This is a genomic window from Mesorhizobium amorphae, assembly GCF_014843845.1.
Taxonomy (GTDB): Bacteria; Pseudomonadota; Alphaproteobacteria; order Rhizobiales; family Rhizobiaceae; genus Mesorhizobium; species Mesorhizobium amorphae_A.
This window is the reverse complement of record NZ_JHQS01000051.1, coordinates 1-22,417: the sequence shown is the minus strand read 5'-3', so window position 1 is coordinate 22,417 and position 22,417 is coordinate 1. Positions and strand designations below refer to the sequence as shown.

19 protein-coding genes are annotated in these 22,417 nt (G+C 64.6%); 7 read left to right on the top strand and 12 right to left on the bottom strand.

Features of this window, described 5'->3' with window-relative positions:
- Nucleotides 1-63: 63 nt before the first annotated feature.
- From DH08_RS18550 to DH08_RS18535, 4 genes are all read left to right on the top strand, one after another.
- Entirely contained in the window at nucleotides 64-1,068 is a 1,005-nt protein-coding gene (locus DH08_RS18550) for an ABC transporter substrate-binding protein (protein ID WP_192180704.1), read from the top strand.
- Nucleotides 1,069-1,134: 66 nt separating this feature from the next.
- Complete coding sequence (locus DH08_RS18545; RefSeq protein WP_192180703.1) at nucleotides 1,135-1,995, top strand: ABC transporter permease; 861 nt, start codon at nucleotides 1,135-1,137, stop codon at nucleotides 1,993-1,995.
- A gap of 1 nt (nucleotide 1,996) precedes the next feature.
- On the top strand, nucleotides 1,997-2,797 hold the full coding sequence (locus tag DH08_RS18540) for an ABC transporter permease (RefSeq protein ID WP_192180702.1): 801 nt from the start codon (nucleotides 1,997-1,999) through the stop codon (nucleotides 2,795-2,797).
- Complete coding sequence (locus DH08_RS18535) at nucleotides 2,794-3,870, top strand: ABC transporter ATP-binding protein (protein WP_192180701.1); 1,077 nt, start codon at nucleotides 2,794-2,796, stop codon at nucleotides 3,868-3,870. Before DH08_RS18540 ends, DH08_RS18535 begins: the two co-directional genes overlap by 4 nt.
- Before the next feature lie 103 nt (nucleotides 3,871-3,973).
- Here the strand turns inward: DH08_RS18535 and otsB are convergent, their stop codons facing one another.
- The 8 genes from otsB to DH08_RS18495 all read right to left on the bottom strand — a co-directional run bounded on the left by otsB (nucleotide 3,974) and on the right by DH08_RS18495 (nucleotide 14,056).
- Entirely contained in the window at nucleotides 3,974-4,732 is a 759-nt protein-coding gene (otsB, locus tag DH08_RS18530) for a trehalose-phosphatase (protein ID WP_428338599.1), read from the bottom strand.
- Nucleotides 4,733-4,746: 14 nt separating this feature from the next.
- A complete protein-coding gene (locus DH08_RS18525; protein WP_192180699.1) occupies nucleotides 4,747-6,534 on the bottom strand; it encodes an alpha,alpha-trehalose-phosphate synthase (UDP-forming) in 1,788 nt (595 codons plus the stop codon).
- Nucleotides 6,535-6,682: 148 nt separating this feature from the next.
- Nucleotides 6,683-8,845, bottom strand: a complete 2,163-nt coding sequence (locus DH08_RS18520; RefSeq protein WP_192180698.1) for an amylo-alpha-1,6-glucosidase — start codon at nucleotides 8,843-8,845, stop codon at nucleotides 6,683-6,685.
- A 51-nt stretch (nucleotides 8,846-8,896) separates the two neighbouring features.
- The gene (locus DH08_RS18515) at nucleotides 8,897-9,958 is read right to left on the bottom strand and encodes a glycosyltransferase family 4 protein (RefSeq protein WP_192180697.1); all 1,062 of its coding nucleotides are present in this window, start codon (nucleotides 9,956-9,958) and stop codon (nucleotides 8,897-8,899) included.
- A gap of 159 nt (nucleotides 9,959-10,117) precedes the next feature.
- On the bottom strand, nucleotides 10,118-11,296 hold the full coding sequence (locus tag DH08_RS18510) for a hypothetical protein (RefSeq protein ID WP_192180696.1): 1,179 nt from the start codon (nucleotides 11,294-11,296) through the stop codon (nucleotides 10,118-10,120).
- Nucleotides 11,297-11,334: 38 nt separating this feature from the next.
- Complete coding sequence (locus DH08_RS18505; protein ID WP_192180695.1) at nucleotides 11,335-12,345, bottom strand: succinylglutamate desuccinylase/aspartoacylase family protein; 1,011 nt, start codon at nucleotides 12,343-12,345, stop codon at nucleotides 11,335-11,337.
- Between the two features lie 4 nt (nucleotides 12,346-12,349).
- Nucleotides 12,350-12,694, bottom strand: a complete 345-nt coding sequence (locus tag DH08_RS18500; protein WP_192180694.1) for a RidA family protein — start codon at nucleotides 12,692-12,694, stop codon at nucleotides 12,350-12,352.
- 36 nt (nucleotides 12,695-12,730) lie between these two features.
- Complete coding sequence (locus DH08_RS18495; protein ID WP_192180693.1) at nucleotides 12,731-14,056, bottom strand: alanine racemase; 1,326 nt, start codon at nucleotides 14,054-14,056, stop codon at nucleotides 12,731-12,733.
- A 77-nt stretch (nucleotides 14,057-14,133) separates the two neighbouring features.
- On the opposite strand from DH08_RS18495, the gene DH08_RS18490 reads away from it, so the two are divergent.
- A complete protein-coding gene (locus tag DH08_RS18490) occupies nucleotides 14,134-15,075 on the top strand; it encodes an amidohydrolase family protein (protein ID WP_192180692.1) in 942 nt (313 codons plus the stop codon).
- On the opposite strand, the gene DH08_RS18485 is transcribed toward DH08_RS18490, so the two are convergent.
- The 4 genes from DH08_RS18485 to DH08_RS18470 are packed head-to-tail and all read right to left on the bottom strand — an operon-like array spanning nucleotide 15,049 to nucleotide 19,558.
- On the bottom strand, nucleotides 15,049-16,020 hold the full coding sequence (locus tag DH08_RS18485) for an ABC transporter permease (protein ID WP_192180691.1): 972 nt from the start codon (nucleotides 16,018-16,020) through the stop codon (nucleotides 15,049-15,051). The genes DH08_RS18490 and DH08_RS18485 overlap by 27 nt on opposite strands.
- Nucleotides 16,017-16,982, bottom strand: coding sequence for an ABC transporter permease (locus DH08_RS18480; RefSeq protein ID WP_192180690.1), 966 nt, complete (start codon nucleotides 16,980-16,982; stop codon nucleotides 16,017-16,019). The genes DH08_RS18485 and DH08_RS18480 overlap by 4 nt, the downstream gene beginning before the upstream one ends.
- Nucleotides 16,979-18,478 carry a sugar ABC transporter ATP-binding protein gene (locus tag DH08_RS18475; RefSeq protein WP_192180689.1) on the bottom strand — a complete coding sequence of 500 codons (1,500 nt, stop codon included), beginning with the start codon at nucleotides 18,476-18,478 and terminating at the stop codon, nucleotides 16,979-16,981. The genes DH08_RS18480 and DH08_RS18475 overlap by 4 nt, the downstream gene beginning before the upstream one ends.
- A gap of 27 nt (nucleotides 18,479-18,505) precedes the next feature.
- A complete protein-coding gene (locus DH08_RS18470) occupies nucleotides 18,506-19,558 on the bottom strand; it encodes an ABC transporter substrate-binding protein (protein ID WP_192180688.1) in 1,053 nt (350 codons plus the stop codon).
- Between the two features lie 240 nt (nucleotides 19,559-19,798).
- Between DH08_RS18470 and DH08_RS18465 the strand changes: the two genes are divergently transcribed.
- Together DH08_RS18465 and DH08_RS18460 are read left to right on the top strand one after the other, a co-directional pair.
- Nucleotides 19,799-20,596, top strand: coding sequence for an IclR family transcriptional regulator (locus tag DH08_RS18465; protein ID WP_246800926.1), 798 nt, complete (start codon nucleotides 19,799-19,801; stop codon nucleotides 20,594-20,596).
- 637 nt (nucleotides 20,597-21,233) lie between these two features.
- Nucleotides 21,234-22,417: VCBS domain-containing protein (locus tag DH08_RS18460; RefSeq protein WP_210328788.1), on the top strand; the 1,184-nt coding region annotated here is incomplete at its 3' end.

Sequence of the window (22,417 nt, the reverse complement as noted above, 5' to 3'; positions counted from 1 at the left end):
CACCGCCGGGCAAAAGCGATCCGGAAGTGCAACGAACAACGACAACAAACAGAGGAGAACGACATGAAACTGATCTTCGCCGGCATCCTTGCCGGACTTCTGGCAACCACGGCCGCTAAGGCCGAGGACATGGTCTTCACCAGCTGGGGCGGAACGACCCAGGAAGCCCAGACAAAATCCTGGGCGGAACCGTTCGCAGCCGCATCCGGCATCAAAGTCCTGCAGGACGGCCCGACCGATTACGGCAAGCTGAAGGCCATGGTCGATGCCGGCAGCGTCAACTGGGACGTTGTCGACGTCGAGATGGATTTCGCCATCAAGGCGGCCAAGGACGGCCTGCTCGAACCGATCGACTTCAAGGCGGTGCCGAAGGCCGATCTCGATCCGCGCTTCACCACCGAACATGCCGTCGGCAGCTTCTACTATTCCTTCGTGCTCGCCTGGAACAAGGGCACCGTCTCCGGCGAACCGGCAGGCTGGGCCGACATGTTCGACCTGAAGAAATATCCGGGCAAGCGCACCTTCTACAAATGGTCGGCGCCTGGCGTCATCGAGATTGCGCTGCTCGCCGACGGCGTGCCGGCCGACAAGCTCTACCCGCTCGATCTCGACCGCGCCTTCAAGAAGCTCGACACCATCAAGTCCGACATCGTCTGGTGGGGCGGCGGCGCTGAATCGCAGCAGCTGATCGCCTCCGGCGAGGCGGCGTTCGGCCAGCTCTGGAACGGCCGCGTCTTTGCGCTGGAGAAGGACGGCGCCGATGTCGGCGTGTCCTGGAACCAGAACCTGACGGCCGCCGACGTGCTGGTCGTGCCGAAGGGCGCCAAGAACAAGGACGCGGCGATGAAGTTCCTGGCCGCGGCAAGCAGCCCGACGGGCCAGGCGAAATTCGCCGAAGCCAGCGGCTATGCGCCGATCAACACCAAGGCAAAGGCCGAAATGCCCGCCGATGCGGTCAAGGCGCTGCCCGACGCCCATGTCGAAGGTCAGATCAATCTCGACATGAACTACTGGGCTGCCAACCGCGATGCCATCGCGGAGCGCTGGTACGCGTGGCAGGCGAAGTAAGCCCGCCATCACGTGACAAGGAGCGGGACGGCCCCGGTCGTCCCGCTCCGCAACCCGGGTGACGCCATGTCGGTGGAAACTGAGCAGAGCATTGCGACGATGCGGATGCCGGCAGGCCTTGGCGGCCTGCTGCCGGCGCTGACGCTGATCGGGCTTTTCTTTGTCGTCCCGGTGCTGGCCCTGCTCTTGCGCAGCGTGACCGACCCCGCGCCCGGCCTGCAGAACTATGCGGCACTGCTCGGCGACGGCACCTATATGCGGGTCTTCTTCAACACCTTCCTGGTCGCCGCGGTCGTCACCATCGTCACCGTGCTCGTTGCCTTTCCGGTCGCCTGGATGCTGGCCATCATGCCGCCGGCGCTCGCCTCGGTCATGTTCGGCATCATCATCCTGTCGATGTGGACCAACCTGCTCACCCGCACCTATGCCTGGATGGTGCTGCTGCAGCGCACCGGCGTCATCAACCGGGCGCTGATGGCCATCGGCGTCATCGACCAGCCGCTGCCGCTCATCAACAACCTCACCGGCGTCACCATCGGCATGGTCTACATCATGCTGCCCTTCATGATCCTGCCGCTGGTCGGTACCTTGCGCGCCATCGATCCGATGACCCTGCGTGCCGCGGCCCTTTGCGGCGCCAGCCCCTTCCAGGCCTTCCGCCGCATCCTGCTGCCGCTGTCGCTGCCCGGCATCGCCGCCGGCGGACTGATGGTGTTCGTCATGTCGCTCGGCTATTTCGTCACCCCGGCGCTGCTCGGCGGCACCTCGAACATGATGCTTGCCGAGATGATCGCGCAATTGATCCAGTCGCTGCTCAACTGGGGGCTGGGCAGTGCGGCCGCCTTCATCCTGCTTATCGTCACCATGGCGCTCTATGCGCTGCAGCTGCGCCTCGTTGGCGCCAGACGCGCGACGGGAGGCATCTGAGATGCTGCTCGACTACGACCGCATGGGATGGCTGAAGACTGCCCTGCTCGGCTTCACCGCGCTCGTCGCCGCCTTCCTGCTTCTGCCGGTGGTGTTCATCGTGCTGCTCTCGTTCGGCTCGTCGCGCTGGCTGGCCTTCCCGCCACCCGGCTGGACGCTCAAATGGTACCAGGAATTGTTTGCCGATCAGGCCTGGCTCGAAGCCGCACTCACCAGCGCCCGCATCGCCGCGCTGACGGCGATCCTTGCCGTGCTGATCGGCCTGCTTGCTTCCTTCGCGCTGGTGCGCGGCAATTTCCGTGGGCGCGAAATCCTGCGCGGCCTCTTGCTGACCCCCATGGTGTTGCCGGTCGTGGTGTTCGCGATCGCCATCTACGCCTTCTTCCTCCGGCTTGGGCTGGGCGGCACCACCATAGGCTTCGTCGTCGCCCACACCGTGCTTGCCTTACCCTTCGCCATCATCCCTATCGCGACCGCGCTCGAGGGCTTCGACAAGTCGATCGAGGATGCCGCGATCGTCTGCGGCGCCAGTCCGCTCCAGGCCAAGCTCCGGATCACCTTGCCGTCGATCCGCATCGGCATCTTTTCCGCCGCGATCTTTTCCTTCCTCGCCTCGTGGGATGAAGTCGTCGTCGCGATCTTCATGGCGAGCCCGACCTTGCAGACCTTGCCGGTCAAGATCTGGGGCAGTCTGCGCGCCGACCTCAGCCCGGTGATCGCCGCCGCCTCCAGCCTGCTGGTCGGCCTGACCCTTGCCCTGATGATCGTAGCGGCCCTGCTGCGCCGAAAGTTCAAGACATGACCCAGCCCTTCCTCTCGATCCGCAAATTACGCAAGGCATTCGGTGCCTTCACGGCAGTGCATGACGTGACGCTGGATATTCCCAAGGGCGAATTCCTGACTTTCCTCGGACCCTCCGGTTCCGGGAAATCGACGACGCTCTACGCCATTGCCGGTTTCCAGGATCCGAGCTCCGGCGACGTCCTGCTCGAGGGCAAGTCGTTGCTCGCCGTGCCCTCGCACAAGCGCAACATCGGCATGGTGTTCCAGCGCTACACGCTGTTTCCGCATCTGAGCGTCGCCGAGAACGTCGCCTTTCCGCTGCGCGTCCGGCGCCGGCCGGATGCCGAGGTGAAGAAGAAGGTCGCCGACATGCTGGCCCTGGTGCGGCTGGAGAGCTTTGCCGAAAGGCTGCCCGGCGCGCTGTCGGGCGGACAGCAGCAACGCGTCGCGCTCGCCCGCGCGCTGGCCTACGATCCGCCGATCCTGTTGATGGACGAACCGCTCTCGGCGCTCGACAAGAAGCTGCGCGAGGAAATCCAGGCCGAAATCCGCCGCATCCATCGCGAGACCGGCGTCACCATTCTCTACGTCACCCACGATCAGGAAGAGGCGCTGCACCTGTCGGACCGGATCGCGTTGTTCAAGGACGGCCGCATCGAGCAGACCGGCACCGGCGAGGACCTTTATCTCAGGCCGGCGACCGATTTCGTCGCCGGCTTCATCGGCAATTCGAACTTTTTGGCCGCCGAGCATCTCGAAACGGTCGGCGGCGCGGCAACCATCCGTCTCGCCGACGGCTCGCTCGTCTCAGGCATAAGCGCGAACGGCAGTTTCGAACGGGGACAAAAGACCAGATTGATGATCCGTCCCGAGGCGTTTCGCCTGGAGCGGAACCCGGCGAGCGCCGAACTCACCGTCGATGTCGTCGACATCGCCTTCTATGGCGAACGCCGGCGCATCGTTGCGCGCACCACCACCGGACAAGAGATCGACATCAGGCCGACCTCCGCCGCCATGGCCGCGCACGATGCCACCCCCAACCGCCGACAGGTGTTTTTCGATCCGGGTGCCGCCTTCCTGTTTCCGGTCTAGGGCAATTCCAGGAAAAGTGCGCAGCGGTTTTCCGTCCGGAATTGCGTCAAAACAAAGGGACAGAGCGGTTCGGCGTTTCCGTGAAACGATGAACCGGTAAGGCCTATTCGGCGGCATCGCGGCCGGCGTCCTTGGCAGGGCCACCGAAATTGGCATGAAGCCAGGCGATGGCGTCGGCGACGTCGGCAATCACATGGCGCGCCGCCGTCGGGCCGCGCGGCTTGATCCGGATCGAGATCCCATCTTCGCCATTGACGGTCTCGAAGCCGTTCTCGTCCGACGTGTCGTCGCCGAGGAACACCGGGCGCCGGCCGATGAAGGGCGGGATTTCCATGAAGCGCCGGATGGCCGCTCCCTTGGCGGCTTCGAGCGGCATCAGTTCCACCCCGGCATTGCCGGCGATCACCCGATATCCCTCGGGCAGCCGGTCCAGCGCCATCTCGACCAGCCTGGTTGCCCGCGCCAGCAAATGCGGTGCGGCGCGCGTATGGACCGCCAGCACCGGACCTTTGCGTTCGACATAGACACCCTTGCCGAGTTCGGCTTCGATCTCGTCGGCCAATGCGGCGATATCGGCCGGCTCGTCGGCAGCCTCGACCGGACCGTCCGGCGTCAGCCGGTGCTCCAGCCCGTAGAGGCCGGCGACGCGCATCTTCAGGGGATGGAACAGCCGGTCCACGGCGGAAACTGAGCGTCCGGTGACAAAGGCGACGGCACCGTCCAGTCGCCGCTCCATCGTTTGCATGAGCTTGCGCAACTCATCGCTGACCGAGACGCTGTCCGGATGCGCTGCGTGTTCGAGCAAGGTGCCGTCTATGTCGAGGAAGAGTGCCCATTTTCCCTCCGGCAAATTCGGTGTCATCGGCTTTGCGATCCTCATCGTAGTCCGGCCGCCATGCGTCTGCGCTCGACCATCGAGACGACATTGTCGACGTTTGGGTTCGCCGAGCGCTCGGTGACGGCGGTGACCCGGTCAAGCTCGCTGCGCTTGCGCAGGCGGGCCGCATCCAAGAGCATGCTGCCGGCCCAGCGATAGACATTGTTGTCGCGGACCATCTCGCGCATCGGGCGCATGCGCTGCCGCTGCTCCTCGGGCGTCATGGTCAGCGCCTGCAACAGCGCCTCGCTCATCATTGCCGGATCGTAGGGATTGACGATCAGTGCCTCCAGCAGTTCTCGCGAGGCCCCGGCAAACGTGCTGAGCATCAGCACACCCTGTTCGTCGTCGCGCGCCGCGACGAACTCCTTGGCGACGAGGTTCATGCCGTCATGCAGGCTGGTGACCATGCAGATGTCGGCGGCGCGATAGATCTCGTAGACCTGTTCCTGCGAGTGATGCTCGGCCACCATAACCACCGGCTTGTAGCCTTTGCTGCCATAGCGCTGGTTGAGTTCTTCGGCATAGCGATGGCATTCATCGTGGAGTTGCTTGTAGGCAGGCAGCGTACCGCGGCTGGGTGCCGCGATCTGCAGGAGAACCAGCTTCCCAACCCATTCGGGATACCGAATAAACAATTCTTCCAGCGCCTGGAAACGGTCGAGAATGCCCTTGGTGTAATCGAGGCGTTCGACGCCGACGCACAGCTTGACGTCCGCTTTCAGTCCGAACCGCTCGCGCAGGCTGGTGCGGGATGCATCGACATCAGGCAGTTTTGCCAGAAGTTCCGCCGGCCATTCTATGGAGATGGGGTAGGCATGCACCAGCGTTGTCTGGCCGCCATAGGAGATGGCCGCATCTGCCCGCTCGATGCGGCTTTCGAGGAAGCGATCGACGCTTTCGGTGAAATTGTTGGCATGAAACTGAGTGTGGAAGCCGATGATCGAGCTGCCGAGCAGCCCGTCGAGGATGCGTTCGCGCCATGGGCAGATGCTGAACACTTCCGAATTCGGCCAAGGGATGTGCCAGAAGGTGATGACGATCGCTTCGGGCAGCCGTTCGCGGATCATGCGCGGCAGCAGCGCGAAATGGTAATCCTGGACCAGCACGATCGGTCGTTCGTTGCGCGCTTCGGCGACCACCGTGTCGGCGAACTTGCGGTTGACGGCCTCATAGGCCTCCCAGTCGGAGGCGCGAAAGATCGGCCGGGTGAAGGCGATATGGCAGAGCGGCCACAGGCCCTCATTGGCAAAGCCCAGATAGTAGCCCTGATATTCCTCCTCCGTCAGCCAGACCCTGCGCAAGGCGTAGGAGGGATTGCCGGGCGGCACCTGCACCCGGTCGTCCTCGTCGACCATCTGGCGGTCCGCCGTCCCGCCCCCATAGGCGATCCAGGTTCCGCTGCAAGCGCGAGTAATCGGCTCCAGTGCCGAGACCAGTCCGCTGGCCGGCACCACCAGCTCGACGCCATCACCCTTGACGTTGTGGATATAGGGTTCGCGGTTCGAAACCACGATAACCTGCGCCTCCGGCAGGTCCTCGTGAAGAATCTTGCGCAAGGTTTCGGGCGACCAGGTGACCAGCGCCGCATCGACAGACTGACCGTTCTTTTCGATTTCCCTTAGCACCTTGCGCGCCGCTTCAGAAGCGACGTCCTCGCCTGCGCTGTGGACGACTGGTGTGTTGTCGCGATGCCTTCGGGATATCGAGAAAAACACCGCGAGAGCGGAAAGTCCGAGACTTGCCAGGATCAGAATCCACAGAAAGTCGCTGCCATAATCAGTCATTGAACGCCAACTTGCCACCGGCCCTGTAGCAGGCCTCATTCTTCTTGTTTCGATTTCCACCGCCGGTCGCCGGCGACAGGTCGCCATAAGGCGGTACGGTTGTGCAACGCACAAACGGCCCATCGGTTCCGATATTTTCCGATCCCGCCTACGTCCTGACGATCAGCGGCACCAAACCTTCATGGCGATCGGCGAGAAAGGCGACGACCCGGTCGCCGACGCGCTGGAAGGTCAGGTCGACCGCCCTGTCGCCGACATTCAGATGCCGGAGCGTGAGCGTGTCGATACCGATTGGCAGCCTTGGCCGTGTCACCCGGATTTGGCCATCCCAGCCGTCGATCTCCAGGCCGAGACAGGCCTGCATCAGCATGAAGGCCGAGCCCGCCGACCAGGCTTGCGGCAGGCAGGCGACCGGATAGGCGATCGGCGCCTCGCCTGGCGAGCGGGTAAAGCCGCAGAACAGTTCCGGCAGCCGCATGTTGAAATGCACGGCGGACTCGAATGTGCCGCTCATCAGCCGGACCACGCTTTCGCGTTCGCCATAGCGGGCGAGGCCGACGCCGCAGATGGCGGTGTCATGTGGCCAGATCGACCCGTTGTGATAGGACATCGGATTGAACAACACGGCATCGTCGGCGAGCGTCCGCAGCCCCCAGCCCGAATGGAAGGACGCGGACAAAAGCTGATCGGCTACCATCTGCGCCCGCGCCGGTTCGGGAAGCCCGACGAAGAGGAGATGCCCGGCATTCGAGGTCCGCACCTTGCAGGGCTCGCCGGCGCCGTCGATAGCAAGGGCGTAAAAGCCGAGATCGTCCAGCCAGAAGTCACGCTCCACGGCGATCCGCATCTCTTCGGCGCGGCTCTCCCAATGCTCGGCCTGTGCGTATCCGCCTCGGCGGCGCGCCAGTGCCGCCAGGCCGCGGAAGGCGGCAAAGACATAGCCCTGCACTTCGACCAGCGCGATCGGGCCTTTGGGAATGCGGCCGTCGGCGTGGAAGACCGAGTCGAAACTGTCCTTCCAACCCTGGTTGGCGAGGCCGGATTCGGCGGCGCGCTGATAGGTGACGAAGCCGGTCGCCCGGCTCGCCTCCTCCGTCCATTCGGCGGCGGCAGTGAGCGACGGCCACAGCCTGTCGATGAAGTCCATGTCGCCCGTACGGTCCGCATAGGCGCAGGCGAGATGGATGTAGAGCGGCGTCGTGTCGACGCCGCCATAGTAGCGGCCGAAGGGAAGCTCGCGCAGCGCCGCCATTTCGCCTTTGCGGGTCTCGTGCATGATCTTGCCCGGCTGCGAGTCGCTGAACGGCGAGGTCTCCGTCGCCTGGTGCTGGGCGAGAAAGGCAAGCACGCCCCGCGCCAGGCCGGGGTTGAGCCACAGCATCTGCAGCGCCGAGATGACGCCATCGCGGCCGAATGCCGTCGAAAACCAGGGGATGCCCGCATAGGGGTAGGGTCCTGTAGCAAGCTCGGTGGTGAGCAGCGCCACATCGGCACGGGCGCGCTCGACCCAATCGTTGAAGACGCGACCCGAACTGTGCACGGTGGCACCGTGGCGGCGCTTGGCCCGCATGCCGAAGCGGGCGCGCGCCGCGGCGGCGCGGAAGCGATCGCGGTCGGGGGGGGCCGCCGCCTCCGGACCGACCTCGATATAGAGCACCTTGCTGCTGCGCTTGATCACCGCGATCAGGAAATCAGCGCGGCTCTCCGTCAGTTGATCGGGCGCCTGCGAGAACGAGATCGCCGACAACCGCGCCAGCCCGTCCAATCCGTCATAGCGAAGCAGCACCGATGTCGCATCCATCTCGGCCGCATGCGCCATGCCGCGCTTCAGCCTCGTCGAGCCGCGCACTTCGAACATGTCGCGGAAATCGGCGGCAAAATGCAGCGAAACGCGAATGGCCGAGGTTTCCTGGCTGTAATTGGAAAGCGTGATGCGTTCGAACAGCCGGTCCTGCCACAACAGCCTGACGCGCTCGATATGGATCGCGCCCTGCGGAATGTCGCGACCGCCGACACTCTGGATTGGCAGGTTGGTGAGGTTGCTGGTGAACAGCACATTGTCCTGGCTGAGCGAGGCGCCGAGCAGCGATGTCCGCCTGCCGCCGACCGTCAGCCGGAATTCCGAGAGCACGCGCGTGTCGTCGCGGAAGAACCCGTCGCCGGCGCCTCTGATATCGCCATAGGCATCGGTGACGGCAAAACAATCACCCTGCTTAAGCGCGAACAGCCGATGCGGCTCGCGTGGCGCGGTCTCGTCAAGGGAGGCAAGGGCCACGGCGGGATCAAGCTTGCGCTCGTCGAGCTCTGTCATCCGTCACATCTTTCCTGTTTGCTCCCCACGCCCCAGGTCAAGCGCTATCGCTCACGAGGCCTTCGCTTCGGTTGAGCCGGCGAGCAGACGCATATAGGCGGCTACATAGTCGCGGGCCATTCTCTGCGCGGAAAACCGCTTTTCGAAGGCGGCCCTCACCTTTCGCCTGTCGAGTTGAAGCAGTGCTGGCACTGCCGCCACCGCCTCGTCCATGGAATTGACGACAAAGCCGGTCACGCCCTGGTCGATGATCTCCGGCAAGGCGCCGCAGTTCCAGGCGATCGACGGCGTGCCGCAGGCCATCGCCTCGATCGGCGCAAGACCGAATGGCTCCGGCCAGTCGATGGGAAATAGCAGGCCGGCAGCCCTGCCGAGGAATTCAGCCTTCTCACCTTCGGCGATCTCGCCGACATAGTCGACGCGGTCGCCGTCGATCAGCGGCTCGACCACCTCGTGGAAATAGGCGCGGTCGTCGTCGCCGATCTTGGCCGCAAGCTTCAGCTTCAACCCCGAACGACTGGCGATCTCGATGGCGCGGTCCGGCCGCTTGTCGCGCGAAAGCCGGCCGAGGAAGGCAAGGTAAGGCTCTTCAGCCTCCGTCTCAAAAATCGGCTGGTAGATATCGACCGGCAGCCCGTGCTGGATCGTCGCCAGCCAGTTGGCGTCGGCTAGCCCTCCCCTTTGGCTATGCGAGATGGAAATCATCGGAAAGCGCGGGAAGCGCCGATAGGCGGGCGCCAGATCGACATAATCCAGCCTGCCATGCGGTGTCGTCACCGTTCGCTCCGCCATATCCTGGAAGAAGGGAAAATGCAGGAAGTGGCTGAGGTGGAAATGAATGACATCGAACTGGTCAGCCCGCTCCCGCACCTCCGCCAGCATCGCAAGATGCGCCGCCACTTCGGATTTCTTCGGGCGCGGATCAAGCCGAAGCGCGCATTCGCGCCCGGGCACCAGCTTCGCCGAGGTCCGGCTGTCGCCGCTGGCGAACAGCGTCACCTCATGGCCGAGATCGACCAGCGCCTCGGTCAGGTAGGAAACGATGCGCTCGGTGCCGCCATAAAGCCTGGGCGGAACCGACTCGTAAAGCGGCGCGACATGAGCAATTCGCATGGATCCCCTCGGGTGATTGGCCAAGGGCAAAATGCATCAACCCGCAGATCGTTCCTGCCTGGTGTCGGAGCCGCGGCGAGAAACCGCACCGGCGCACCCATCGGGCGCCATCGCAGGCGTTCCCGATCGCCCGCACCGACGCTGGCCGTGTCGGCGTGCTCAAGCAGACAATGCTGCCCCTATCCAGTCGAGCCGCGCCGCCGGAACAAGGCCGTAATTGTAGAAATTGATGCCATCGATATCAGGCGCTTTCGCCGGCTTCACTTTGGCGGCGAGCACTTCGGGGCCGGCCATCTCCGGATAGAAGAGGCGATAGCCTGTACCAAGGAATTTTTCAGGTCCGAGTGCCGCGCGACCGGCCGCTATCAGGTTTGCGACATCGCCGGCCTGCATGTCGTAGGCGCACAGGATCGCGCCGTCGCAGACCTTGCCGAGTGCTTCCAGATCGCAGCCACCGAGCCAGCCGTCTTTCAGGTCGATGATGACGACACGCGTCCCGGGGTGTGCGGCTTCGCGCAGTTCCGCAACCAGGCTGGTCACCGGCTCGAACCGCCAGATGAGATAGGCGTACAACTCCGGCCACGGGAGAAAGACATCGAGACCGCCGGCGGGAAAATCGGCGAAGCGCCGTTCCGGCACGGCGCGCTCGCAGGTCTCGGCGATCCATTGCCTGACCAATTTGCGCGGCGCCTCGCCGTCGATCCCGGCCTGAGCCGCGCGGGCGAGGCAGGCGGGACAAAAACACAGCGACAGCAGAAAGTCGTCTTCCGGCGTCAGCCCGACGCCATCCTTCTCGTGATGGTATTCATGCGCAAAACCCATGAAGGACGGACTTTCGAGCTCGATCCGGTCCGGCCTGTAGCCATGCGAGATATCGGCGACCAATGCGCGGACATAGGCGCGCGCATCCGGATGCGAGGGACAGAGATTGTAGTAATTGGCATCGCCGAAGGCGTTGCGGGTCACGGCCTGCGGATGCAGCATGCCAAGGCGCGTATTGTGCAAGCAGACGGTCCAGCACGAAACCCCGAGCCCGCCAGCGTCGCGCCGGCGGACAAGGTTGCCGAGCACGTCGCCGCTTTGCGTGATCACATCGGCCACCTTGGGCTGGATGGCGAGGCTCGTCCAGCGCGCGGCCGTCGGTTTGAAATAGATGGTGCCGTCCTCCGGGAAATAGGCTTTCCGGCGCGGGCTGCGCGGCTGCAGGAAGCGGCCGGCATGATAGGAGGTCGCCAGGCTGATCATGTTGAGCCCGGCGCGTTCCGCGAGGTCGCGTTCGACCGTCTCCAGGCCGAGATCCTGGATGTCCCAGGGATAGGCCCACATCGAAAGCTGCATGAAATATCCTCAGTCCTGATCCTGTCGCAGCTTCATTGTCAGTCCTCGACCGGCTCGGCGACTTGCACGAGACAGTCCCCCGCCTCGCACATCGTATGCAGCCGACGCGACAGCACGATGCCGCCTTCGGCGAAGTGCAGGGCTTCCTCGGCCAGATCGAGCCGCTCGAGATCGTGATACCAGCCGGCCAATTGTCCTGAAGTCACATTATCGCCGAGCCTGACTGCCGGCTCGAACCAGCCGCGGCGCGTGGCATAGATGCCCTGGCTGTGCCGGGACAGCGAAAGCAGCCGCGTCGGTGCCGCGGACTCGGCCTCTGGGGCCAGGACCGGCGCCTCGACCACGCCGAGCGCAACCATCAGGCTGTCCAACGCGCGGGCAGTGAGCGCCATCGAATCGACTGTGGCGGTGCCACCGCCGCCGAACTCGCCGCTGATGCCGGTGGCGCCGGCCCGGCGCGCTGCGCCCATCGAGGTCGGTGACGCGGGGCCGTTGTCGGCGACGAAGCCAAACGGCATGCCGAGCGTGTGCATCAGCTCGACGCCGCGCCGGTGGCGTTCTGGATCACTGTTGCGCTCGACCAGCGCGGTCGGCAGGTGCTCCATCGACGTGCCGCCCGAATGGATGTCGAAGACGACATCGTGGCGGGGGAACAAATCCGCCTCCAGGAAATTGGCGAGCCGGCTGGTCGGCGTCCCAGAGGGATCGCCCGGAAAGGCGCGGTTGAGATTGCCGCCGTCGAGCGGCGAGCAGCGCTTGGCGGCCATCACCGCCGGCGTATTCGCCATCGGCAGGATGGTGATGCGACCCTTGATCTGCTTCGGGTCGAGCCTGCGCACCAGCTTCGCCAGCGACAACTCGCCCTCATATTCGTCGCCGTGATTGCCGGCCATCAGCAGCAGCGACGGGCCTTCGCCGTTGCGGATCAGGCAGATCGGCACCTTGATCTGGAAATAGGGCGAACGGTCGATCGAGAACGGGATGCTGAGGTGACCGAGCATCTTACCGTCGCGGTCGAAGTCGAGCGTGTGGACGAGGCCGGTATGCATGACCTCAGACCGCCGCGACCGCGGTGACCTCGATGCGCAAATCGGGATCGGCAAGGCGCGCCTCGACGCAGGCGCGAGCCGGCAGGCGCTCAGGATCGACCCAGGCGTCGTAGATACTGTTCATGGCTTCGAAGTCGCCGATCTGCGGCAGGAAGATGTTGACCGCGACGAGCTTCGACTTGCTGCTGCCGGCCTCGGCCAGCAGCGCCTCGACCTTGGCCAGCACGTCACTGGTCTGGCTCTCGATGCCGGCCTTGCGGTCGTCGGCCACCTGTCCCGCTATGTGCACGAGGCCGGCATAGACGACGGCCTGCGACATGCGCGAGCCGGACTGGAAGTACTTGATCATGTCGGATCCTTTCGAGGTTCTCTTTTGGGGGCCTGGTCAGCCGAAATAGGTTGGAAAGGCGTGGCGGACGTGCCCGCTCTCGTCGACACCAAAGATCACGCGGTAGCGGTCGAGGCAGGTGCAGGGGTGCGAGATGCCGAATTCGATGACGTCACCGACGGCGATATCGGCGCTGGGTGCCAGCGACAGGAAGGCGTGCTGGTCATTGAGCTTGAAGACTTCGGCGAACCTCGCCTGTGCAGGCAGCGGCTTGCCGTCGCGGAAAACCGTCAGCGGCGTCGCAAAACCCTGGTCGAACGAAACGTCGCGCATGCCCATGCCACAGATGGCGAGCCCCGCTTCCGGCCGCGACAGCACTTCGGCCCAGACGCGCAAGGCCGGACGGAAGGAGTTTCGCGCCGACGCATCGACGCCGCCGATCGCAAAGCCGTTGCGGGCGTCGAGCGTGCCGAGCGAGCGGTCGTAGATGCCATGATCGTGGAAGAAGATGGCGCCGCTGCGCAGCACCAGCGTCGCCTTGCCGTCCCTGGAAACAACAGGCGAAAGTGCGGCAACAACCTTGTCGAAGAAGATCGAGCCACCGGCGGTGGCGATCAGCGGCACACCGCTGCCGACGCGGGCGCGCAGCCTGAGGAACATGTCGGCCGTCGTCGCCAGCAGCGCCGACACCGCCTCGTCGGTGCGGCCGGGATCGAGTTGCGCCGCCGCCCCTTCATAGGTTGCAACACCTGCGATCAGCAGTCGCCCGCCGGCGGCCGTGATCGCGTCGGCGATCGCCTCGGCCTCGGCGGTGGTCCGTGCGCCCGCTCTGGCCGCGCCCAGTTCGACCAGAACGCGCAGCGGCGGCAGAGCCGCGTTGGCGCGCCACGCCTCCGCAAGCGCATTCACGGCGGCGACCGAGTCGGCAAAGACGTGAAGCGCGGCGTTCGGCCAGGCGCTGGCCAGCGTCGCCAGCCGGTTCGCGCCGCCAGCACCACCGACCTCGTTGGCGATGATCAATCGCGTCAACCCAGCTTTCAGGATCACCGTGGCCTGCCTGATATCGGCGACGGTCGTGCCCCATGCGCCGGCCTCGACCAGCGACCGGGCAAGGTCCGGCGCCATCGGCGTCTTGGCATGCGGCGCGATCGCGACACCCTGCTCACGCGCATAGCGCAGGAACAGATCGCGATTGGTGGCGAAGGCGCTCTCGTCGAGGGTCAGCAGCGGCAGCGACATGCGACCCTCGGCCGGATGCCAGCGCTGTGACGCGACCAGGCTGCTGTCCAGCCCGGAGGTGCCGGGCGGCACGCCACGGATACGGTCGTCGAGCTGAAAATTTTCGCGCACGACAAGCGGAGGAACCGGTGTGTTTTCGCTCATCCGATGCTACCCCTTTCGCCGTCGCCTGTAGAACCCCGGACCGAATGCCGAAGCCGGTCCGACCTTGAGAGAGACGCGTGCCGAAACCCTACGCCGGACCGATCATCGACGCTCATCATCACCTTTGGGATCTTGGCCTCGGCCGGCATCCCTGGCTCACCGCCACCGCCGCCGAACGCGGCGGGCTGGGCAAGCTTGGCCCGCTGCGCCGCAACTATCTCCCCGAGGATTATCGACGCGACGCCGCCGGGCACGATGTCGTCGCCACCGTCCATGTCGAAGCCGGCTGGGCGAGCGACGATTGCGTCGGCGAAACGCGCTGGCTGGAGACGCTCGACAAGTCGCGCGGTGTCGCCGACCGCTATGTCGTCCATGTGCCGCTCGCCAGCCGAGAAGCACCCGCTCTGCTCGACGCGCAGGCGGCATTCGACCGCGTCGTCGGCGTTCGCGACATATTGAGCTGGGATCCCGATCCTGCGCGCCGTTTCGCCGCCCGCGATGGCATCATGGACGATCCGGCCTGGCGCGCTGGTCTTTCCCTGCTTGGCGCGCATCGCCTTTCCTTCGACCTGATGGTGTTTCCACGTCAGCTCGGCGACGCGGCGCGGCTTGCGGCGGCCTTCCCCGATCAGCAATTCGTTCTCAACCATTGCGGCAGCCCGATCGACCGCGACGCCGAGGGCATGCGCAGATTGCGCGACGGGCTGCGGCTTCTGGCGGAGCACGACAACGTCGCCATCAAGATTTCGGATCTGGTCGCCTACGATCATGACTGGACGCTCGACAGCCTGAGGCCGGTCGTCCTGCATTGCATCGACTGCTTCGGCGCGCAGCGGGCCATGTTCGGCAGCGATTTTCCGGTCGCCGGTCTGCACGCATCATTCGACGAGGTGTACGACAGCTTCAAGGCCATTGCAGCGGACCTTTCCGCGGACGAGCAGACGGCTCTATTCTTCGGCAACGCGAAACGCATCTATCGGCTGGACGAACCGTCATCGGCGGGCCTGCTCCCGGCCTGAGAGCAGCAGCAGCCCCAGGATCAGCGAACCGAACAGGATGCTGCGCCAGCCGGGCGACGCGTTGACGACGGTGATCAACGCCGTGATCGTCACCAGCAGGATCGCGCCGGGAATGGTGCCGGCATAGGTGCCAAGCCCGCCGAGGATCGACGTCCCGCCAAGCACGACGGCGGCGATCGAGGCGAGAAGATAGGGATCGCCGATCCCGACATAGCCTTGTCCGTTCATGCCCAGCACCAGCACGCCGGCGAGGCCCGAGGTAAAGCCGCTGATACCGTAGACGGCGAGTGTCGTCGACGTGACTGGCACCCCGGACAATGCAGCGGCGAGTGGATTGGCGCCCATGGCGAAGATGCGGGCGCCGAACGGCGTCGCGTGCATGACCGTCAACACGATCACCGAAACGGCCACCCACAACAGCACGCCGGCCGGAATCCCGGCTGGCCGCGCATTGCCGAGCCAGTGGACCAGCGGGTTCTCGGCGGTGACGGCGCTGCCACCGGCAATGATGATCAGCAGGCCCTGCAGGAAGGTCGCCATGGCCAGTGTCATGATCATCGGGTGGACGCGCAACAATGCCACGCCGAGCCCATTGACCAAGCCGATGATCGTAGTCAGTGCCAGCACGACAAGCACGGGGGCAAGGCCGGTCGGATCGGCCTGCCATGACAACAACGGCAGGCTGATGGCGCTGACGGTGACAATGGCCGCGACCGAAAGATCGATGCCGCCGGCGATCACGACAAAGGTCTGGCCGGCCGCGACCAGGCCGATGACGGCGCCGAGCTCGACCAGATAGCGCAGATGGCCATAGGCGCCAAAGCCGCGCGAAGCGAAGCTTGCCGCGATCCAGACCGCGGCGACGATGGCAACCGTCAGGAACGGCCGGCTGGAGAGGACCGCCATGACACGCCTGCCGCCCGCGCTGTCTTTCCATCCTGTCATTGCTGCACCTTGCGGAATTGCGGGATTGCGACCGCGCCGATGATGATGAGACCCTGGGCGACATATTGGGCGACCGGCGTGAAGCCGAGGAAGAACATGACGCTGATCATCAGGCTGAGCAGCAGGCTGCCGGCGAGCGCGCCGCGCATCGTGCCCTGCCCGCCGAGGAAGCCGATTCCGCCGAGCACGGCGGCGGCGATGGAGTTGAGCGTGAAGGCCGCTCCGATGACAGGATCTCCAGAGCCCGTTTGCGCGGCGACGAACAGGCCGGCGCCTGTCGACAAAAGGCCGCTGATCGCATAGGCGGCGACCCGCGCGGCATCGACCGGCACGCCGGAGCGATAGGCGCCGACCGGGTTCTCGCCGGCGGCATAGAGGCTCAAGCCCAGCGGCGTTGCGAGATAGAGTTTCCACAGAAGGACGATAACAATCAAAAGCACGAAGGCCGTGGGCGTGTCGCCGGCAAGCAGGTCGGACAGCCATTCGGGAATGGCGCCGCCGGGCCTGGGCAGGATCAGCAGTGCTGCACCGCCGATGATGAAGGAGCCGGCAAGCGTCACCACGATCGCCGGCAGGCGAAGCCGCACCACGATGAAGCCGGTCGCAGCACCGATGCCAAGGCCGGTCAGCGCCACCGCAGCGGCACCGCCTGTGACGCCCAGGGGTCCCGCCATCGTCGTCGCGGCAATGACCGCTCCGAGGCTGACGGTAGCGCCGATCGCCAGGCTGATGCCGCCGGTGAGCATGAGGATCGCCTGTGCCATCGCGACCAGCGCCAGCGGGAACCAGCTCTGGGTGAACTTGGCGAAGCCGGAGGCCGAAAACAGGCCAGGGAAAAGGAACCCGTAGGCGATGAGAAATGCCAGCACGACGACGAACAGGCTGCGCACGCCGATGTTGCGGCGCGCCTGCACCGGCCAATAGAGCGCGACGGCGGGCCGCGCGGAAGAAACAGTGCTCATGCCGCGACCTTCCGGTTCTCGGCGCCCATCGCCGCCGAAACGATGGCTTCCTCGCTCAGCGCCGCGCGCTCCAGCATGGCTGCGATGCGGCCGTCCCGCACCACCGCGACGCGCTCGCAAAGATGCACCAGTTCGGGCGTATCGGAACTGAGCAGCACCACGGCCTTGCCCGCGGCGGCGAAGGCGCGAAGCATCAAATAGATCTCACGCTTGGTCTCGACATCGACGCCGCGCGTCGGATCGTTGAGCAGCAGCACCACCGGGTCGTGCGGCATCCATTTCGCCAGCGCGACCTTCTGCTGGTTGCCGCCCGAAAGTGCCTGCGCCTGCCGTGCGAGGTCACCCTTGATGCCAAGCTGGGCGGCAAGGCCCCTTGCCGTCTCGCGCTCGGCCCGCCGGCTGCGCAGCTTCAGCGCCGGCAGTCTGGCGAAGGCAGGCAACATCATGTTGGTCGTGATGGTGTGGATCAGGTGCAGGCCCTCACGCTTGCGGTCGGCCGGCACATAGGCAAGGCCAAGCGCATTGGCTCTCGGCACGCCACCCGGCAGCCCCGGCGTGCCGTTGATCGTCGCCGATGCCGTCCTGGCCGGAATCGCGCCGTAAAGGCCGAGCAGCAGATCCTCCTGCCCCTGACCGACCAGGCCGCCAATGCCCAGCACTTCGCCGGTCCTGATGTCGAGATCGACGTCACGCATCAGGCCGGCGGAAAAATTGCGGACCGAGACGGCGTTGGCGGGCGACGCGGAAGGCCGCCATTGCGGGAACAGATCACCGGGGTCGCGCCCGACCATCAGCCGCACCAGCCCGGCGGCATCGGTTCCTTCTAGGGTCCGATCCGCCGTGCAGATGCCGTCCTTGAGCACGGTGACATGCTGGCAGAGGGTCATGACTTCGTTCAGCCGATGCGAGATGTAGAGAATGGCGATGCCTTCGCTGCGCAAACGCTCCAGCAGATCGGTGAGTATCTTCGTTTCGGTTGCCGACAGCGACGAGGTAGGCTCATCCAGGATGAGCACGCGCGGCTTGCGGTAGAGCGCCTTGGCGATCTCCACCATCTGCCGGCGCCCGAGCGGAAGCCGTCCGACAGGCGTCGACAGCGGCTCATGAAGACCGACCAGTTCGCATGCGGCCTTCGCCCGCGCGGCAAGCGCGCTGTAGTCGACTAGGCCGAACCGCTTGGGATAGGCGCCGAGGCCGATGTTCTCGGCAATCGACAGGCTGGCCGTCAGGCTGAGCTCCTGCTGCACGACAGCAATGCCGGCCTGCCTCGCGTGGGCCGGCGTCATACGCGCCACGGCGCGCCCGTCGACCTCGATTGTCCCGCCGTCCGGGCGCAGGGCCCCGGACAGCAGGTTGATCAGCGTCGACTTTCCCGCGCCGTTCTCGCCGAGCAGCGCATGCACGCGGCCCGGCTGGAGAGCGATGGAAACGTCGCGCAGAACGGGGTTGCCGAAGAAAGACTTCGACACACCCCGCGCCGCGAGGAGCGGAGCCATGGTTGCCAATGCTACAACCCTTCAGGCTTATTTCTGGGCCAGCAGCTTCTTGAACAGCTCCTCATCGTAGGGCGAATAGATGTAGCCGTCAGCCGGGAAATCCTTGGCCCGGGCGAGGTATTCGTCGATGTTGGAATTGTCGATCACCGGCAGCGGGATCTTGACGAAAGCCGGCACGTCCTTGCCCTCCAGCGCCTGGACGGCGGTGTAAGCGGCGAAGGCGCCGAGCCAGTTCGGCTGCATGGTCGCCCAGCTCTTCAGGCCCTTTTCCTTCCACAGTTCGAGGAACTGGCGCGCATTCTCGCCGGTGATCGGCACCTGGTCGCGACCCTGCTTGTCGAGCGCCAGCACCGCGCCCGCCGACAGCGCGCCGCCGAGCGAAAGGATGCCGTCGATCTCGGGGTTGGCGAACAGCAGGCTGGTCACGGCTTCCTGGGCGGGGGCGACATTGTAGGGCGTGTTGGTCTCGGCAAGCACCGTCACGTCGGGATGCGCCTTGAGTTCGGCATCGGCGCCCTTGCGCCTGTCGTCGCTTACCGAAACGCCGGCCGGGCCGTTGAGGATCAGGATCTTGCCCTTGCCGCCGATGGCGTCGATCAGGAACTTGGCCGCCTGATCGCCCCACTGCGAGGAATCGGTGTTGACCTTGGCGGTGACCTGGTCGGTGTCGACAAGGCTGTCGAAGTTGATGATGGCAATGCCCTTGGCACAAGCATCCGCGATCACGCGCGCCGGCGCGGTCGACGAACCGGCAATCAAGATGATGGCGTCGACGTCGGAATCGATCATCGACTGGATCTGCTGGATCTGCACATTGGCATCGCCCTGGGCGTCGGTCACGACCAGCTTGTCGACCAGCCCCTGCTTCTTCAACGTCTCGACTTCGGCTTCGATCGTGCCTTGCGTCTGCTTCATCCAGGTCGGCACGGAATAGATGTTGGCCCAGCCGATCGTGTACGGCGCCTTGCGGTCGCCCTTGATGCATTTGGCGGCGGCATTGGCCTCAGAGCCCACGCCGATAGCCAGGACGAGACCGAGGCAAAGGGCGCTGGCGGATGCGAAAAACGATGGTTTCATCATGATTGTTCCCCTTCTGTGGTTGTGTCCGGACGTGCAGGGTCGGCACGAGAAAAACACTCGGTTGCCGCGTCGCGGCAACCGCCTGTCTTCTCGTCTGGACTTTCTCTGCCCGGTTCACTTTGTCCGGTATTTCAGACATCATGTCTGTATATCGGACAAAGGGGATGCTAGACTGAGCCTTGACTTCTTTCAAGCGTCTTGAGACGAGGACCAAAAAATGATTTTGAGCGGATGCTAATGATGAGCGACGGGGTGACTGAACTGATCGAAGCGGGCGGCATCGCGCCACAGAATGGCGAGCGCCGTCGCGGCATCGACCGCGTCATCATGTTGCTCGAAGCGCTGCTCCGGCAACGCGCGCCGATGCGTGTCGGCGACATTGCCAGGATGATCGGCGCGCCGCGCTCGACCACCTATGAAATCGTCAACAGCCTGCTCGAAGCCGAGATGCTCGAAAATGTCGGCACCGAAGGCTACGTCTATTTCGGTAGGGCGATGCATCTCTTCGGCTGGGCTTACTCGCATCACAACGCGCATTACCGGCGCATCCTCGAGACGCTGGACAGGATGGCCGCCGAGACCGGCGAGACGGTCCAGCTGTGCGGCCTGCGCGGCAACAAATATGTCGTCCTCGATTGCCGGGATTCGCCCGGCCCGTTCCGCATCTCCAGCGATGTCGGCGTCGAGGTGTCGATCCCGTGGACGGCGTCGGGACGATTGCTTGTCGCCCATATGAGCGAGGAGGAAATGAAGAGCTTCATTCCCGCCGGCGACTACAAACTGCCCGATGGCCGCGTCATCGCGCCCGAGGAATTCTTCGCCGACGTCGCCCTGGCGCGCCGGCAAGGTTTTAGCGAAACCGCCGCCCTTGCCGACCGCTTCACATGGTGCATGGCCGCGCCGATCCACGACGGCCACGGCGCCATCAACAAGACGCTGTGTTTCGTCTTGCCAGTCGACACGCCGGAAGCCCGGCGCGGTGAATTGCTGTCCCTGCTGCGCCAGCGTGCCCGCGGCCTGTCGCTGGTTGGCGGCTAGCTCGATCCGTCCGCGGCCAATCGGTATCGGCGCAGCGGTCTGTTTGAGCCACCCTGCCTCCTGCAGCTTGTTTCCGCCCAATCTTCGCTTTCTTCGCGGCACTAAAGAAAAAACGATGAAAGCCAGCTGATTCGGTAGCCGTCTGCCCCAATTTGGAGTCGTCCTCGGCGGATATATTCCGGATGCTTCTGGTCACTGTGCGGCCGGTCCTGTGGCGATTCGCAGGAACGGACGTCGCCCCCAGATATTAACTGTTATGTATGTTGGTTGTTGACGCTTCCTCTCCGGAAGGGTTAATAATGTCCTAATATGAGCGTTGCATAAAATAAGCCCCCGACCGGCAACAACGGGTAAAGCGACGCAATTAGGGGCTGGGGAGCGCAGCGCGGCGAAGGTTTTCGCCGCAGCCATCACCATTTGAGCCACCACGCGCCTGTGACCGGCCACGCCTTCCGTTGGCCGCGGCCAGGTGGCGTTGGGGCCTTCAGGTGCGCTGATACAGGTACGCTGACACAATTGATGTCTGCCGAACTCGGCATTCCGGGCGTGCGACAATTTTCGGCAGGACGCGACTGGTCTTTCAACATCGGTCGACAGGCGGTGGGGCGTCTGTCGTTAAACAATCAGGGGGTGAAACATGGCTACTCAGGTCACCGGTGCCGGCGGCACCACGACATCGTTTTCCAACACACCGCAGGCGAAGGACGACGTTCTCAACTACACCGAGGACACGGTCGTCATCGTGTCGGCAGCTCAGTCCATCATCCTGCTGAACGTGATGCAGAATGATCTGGGTGGAAACGCAAAGACCCTCTATTCGGTTGACGATGGGATTTCGGCCTCGACGGCCACCAAGCAATACGCGCCAATCGACCTGACGACGGCAGACGCCCAAGTGAGTGGCGTCTCTGCCTGGGAAGACATCGGCGGCGGCGTCTTCATCCGCATCAACAATGGCAAGGTCGAGATGAACCTTAGCCAGTATCTGCAGGAGCATGGCTTCGCCAGCCTGCAGGCCCTGGGTGCTGGCGACAGCATCCACGAGACGTTCACCTATGCGATCAAGCTTGGCAATGGGACGCTGAGCTGGGCCAGCGTGTCGGTCAACATTCAGGGCAGCAATGATGGCGCGACAATCACCGCGGCCCCGGGCGCCGACCAGACCGTGGTGGAAGCCGGCGGCGTCGCCAACGGAACGCTCAACGATCCCAGCGCTCACGGACAGCTGATCCTGACGGATGTCGACGCCGGTCAGAACCATTTCCAGAACCCTGCAAGCCTTCAGGGCACCTATGGCACCTTCACCTTCAACACGACGACCGGCGCATGGACCTATGCGCTCAACCAGGCGCTTGCCGACCCGCTGGTCCAAGGCCAGGCCGCGACCGACACACTGACGGTGACATCGGCGGACGGAACCGCGAGCTACAATATCGTCGTCAATATTACCGGCACCAACGATGCGGCCGTGCTGTCGGCCGACGTTCGCAACCTGACCGAGACCAACTCGGCCGCCGACATCTCGACCTCCGGCACGCTGACCATCTCCGATGTCGACAGCCCGGCGACCTTCGTCGCCCAGCCCGGCACCGCCGGAGCCTACGGCACCTTCGCCATCGACAGCGCCGGCGCCTGGACCTACACGGCGAGTTCGGCGCACGACGAATTCGTTGCCGGCCAGCACTATATCGAGGATTTCGATGTGGTGAGCGCCGACGGCACCCACACTACGGTGCATATCGACATTTTGGGGACCAACGATGCCGCCATCATCACCGGCGACATCAGCGGCTCGCTGACCGAAGCCTCCGGCGTTGCCAA